1 pseudogene is annotated in these 2,817 nt (G+C 39.4%); it reads left to right on the top strand.

Annotation, left to right across the window (positions count from 1 at the left end):
- Positions 1-2,817 (top strand): annotated as a pseudogene (locus tag ACJJVI_RS00005) (hypothetical protein); the annotation flags it as partial.

The following is a 2,817-nucleotide window of genomic DNA, read 5'->3' as shown; positions in this document are numbered from 1 at the left end:
TAGTAGATATCGATGATGATAACGATGGTATCTTAGATACGGTAGAGAATGGAGGAGTAGATCCACTAGGCGATGATGACAATGATGGTATCTTAAACTACCAAGATGTTACACCAGCCAATGATGCTAACAACGATGGCGTAGTAGACAGTTTTGATAGTGATAATGATGGTCTTATCGATCAGTTTGATCAAGATGCTGACAATGATGGTATTCCAGATAACGTAGAGGCACAAACCACACCAGGTTACACAGCACCAGATGGTGTAGATAGTGACATGAATGGATTGGATGATGCCTATGAGACGACTCCAGGAAGTGGCGAAGGAATCACACCAGAGAACACAGATGGAACAGACGCTCCAGATTACTTAGATGATGACAGTGATAATGATGGCGTAAGCGATCGTATCGAAGGAGATGATGTAGATAATGATGGAATCGCAGATACTACAGAAGTAGGCGATACCGATGGCGATGGTATTGATGATGCCTTTGATCCAGCAAATGCTACAGATCCATACAGTGATCCAAGTGGAGTTACGGTAACGAATGATCCAGCCAATGAGCTGAACAATACGGATGGTACCGACGAGCCAGACTATAGAGATACTGATGATGATAACGATGGTTTCCTAACTGATAATCCTGTGGAAGATACTGATGGTGATGGTGATCCAACCAACGATGATGATGATATGGATGGCACACCTAACTACCTTGAAGTGTTTGATCCTGCAATGGTCTTAGTTAAAGATGGTGTATATGAGGATACAAATATGGATGGTTTAGTAAATCTAGGTGACTCTATATTATATACTTTTACAGTTACTAATACAGGAAACACAGTTCTTAGTGGTTTAACAATTGATGATGCAACTATTGGAGCTATGGCATTAGCTGTTACTCCAGATCCGTTGCTTCCAGGTAGTGTTGCTACAGTGAATTATACTTATGCTTTAACTCAGCCTGATATTAATTTAGGTGGAGTTACTAACAGTGCAATAGTAAATGCAACAGATGATGGTTCAGGTGATCCGTTATCAGATGTGTCTGATTCTGCAAATCCAATTGATGAAGACAATGATATGGATGGTGATTTAACAAATGATCCAACTATAACACCATTAACTCCTACGGCTGAAATTACTCTAGTTAAAACCGGAGTATATGTTGATGTTAATATGAACGGAATGGTTGATGTAAATGATATGATTACATATACATTCACTGTGACTAATTCTGGTACGATTCAAGTAAATTCATTAGTTGTTAATGATGCAACTGTAGGCGCGGTTAATCTCGCTGTTTCTCCAGCAATTCTAAACCCAAGTGAAATGGGTGTAGCAACATTTGATTATACTCTTACACAGGCTGATATTGATAATGGTACAGTTGTAAACACAGCTACAGCTTCCGGTTTTGATTCTATCGGTGATCCGGTGAGCGATATTTCTGATTCAGGTAATCCTGCTGATGAAACAGGTGCTCCAGATGATGATACAACTACAACTCTTCCAGTTGAAGATAGTATGTCTTTAACTAAAACGGCTCTCTATACAGATGTAAACGGTGATGGTATCGTTAATTTAGGAGATACGGTTACTTATGACTTTGAGGTAACTAATACAGGAGATGCGACAATTGATAGTATAGTAATTGACGATGCTGTTATTGGAGTTGTTGCGCTTGCTTTAACACCTGATACTTTAGCTCCTGGAGCTATGGGTACTGCACAAGTAATTTATCCTATAACAGCTTTAGATATTGCTGCAGGACAGATCGATAACAGTGCAACAGTTACGGGAGATGATCCTCAAGATAATCCAGTTACTGATACTTCAGATGATCCTATGGATGGGGCAAATATTGATCCTAATGGTGATGGTGAGCCTGATGATAGAACGGTTATTGATTTAAGTGAACCTAATCTCGCTTTCGCGAAAGCAGATTCATATACAGATACGAATGGAAATGGAGTTGTAGACGCTGGAGACATGTTAACTTACACGTTTACGGTTACAAATACAGGAAATACAGTTGTATCTAATCTTACTATAGATGATACAGTTATAGGAGTTACAAATTTACCAGTGACGCCAGCAAATTTGAATCCTGGTCAAATTGGTACAGCAACTTCTATGTATATGATAACACAGGCAGATGTTGATGCAGGAAATGTTACCAACTCAGCAATTGTGACTGGTGATACTATTGATAGTAACGGAGATCCGTTACCACCTGTAACTGATGTTTCTGATGATCCAGCAGATCCTGCCGATCTTGATACTGATATGGATGGTGATGCAGAGGACCCTACAGTATTTGTGATAACTCCACTTTCTGAAATTGAATTAACTAAAGTTGGTTTATATGTAGATGTGAATATGGATGGTGTTATAAATGTTGGTGATAGAATCGACTATACGTTTACTGTTAACAATACAGGTAATTTAGTTGTTTCAGGAACCGTTATTGATGATACTACAATTGGCGTAACAGGACTCCTTGTTACACCAGACCCTATTGATCCAGGAATGTCAGGTACTGCAACTTCATCATACGTGTTCACTCAAATGGATATTGACAACGGTGGTGTTACCAATACTGCGATAGCAATGGGAACTACTATTGACGGACCAGTAAGCGATGTGTCAGATAGTGATAATCCAGCTGATGAGGATAACGACATGGATGGTGATACGACGAATGATCCAACGATCACACCGTTAACACCAAACGATGATATCGAGTTAGTTAAAGGTGGTGTTTATGCAGATACCAATGGTGATGGAGTTATTAGTGTAGGTGATATGA

It is taken from the genome of Nonlabens sp. Asnod3-H03 (genome assembly GCF_045063665.1).
Taxonomy (GTDB): Bacteria; Bacteroidota; Bacteroidia; order Flavobacteriales; family Flavobacteriaceae; genus Nonlabens; species Nonlabens ulvanivorans.
This window is presented reverse-complemented; position numbering and strand designations above follow the sequence as displayed.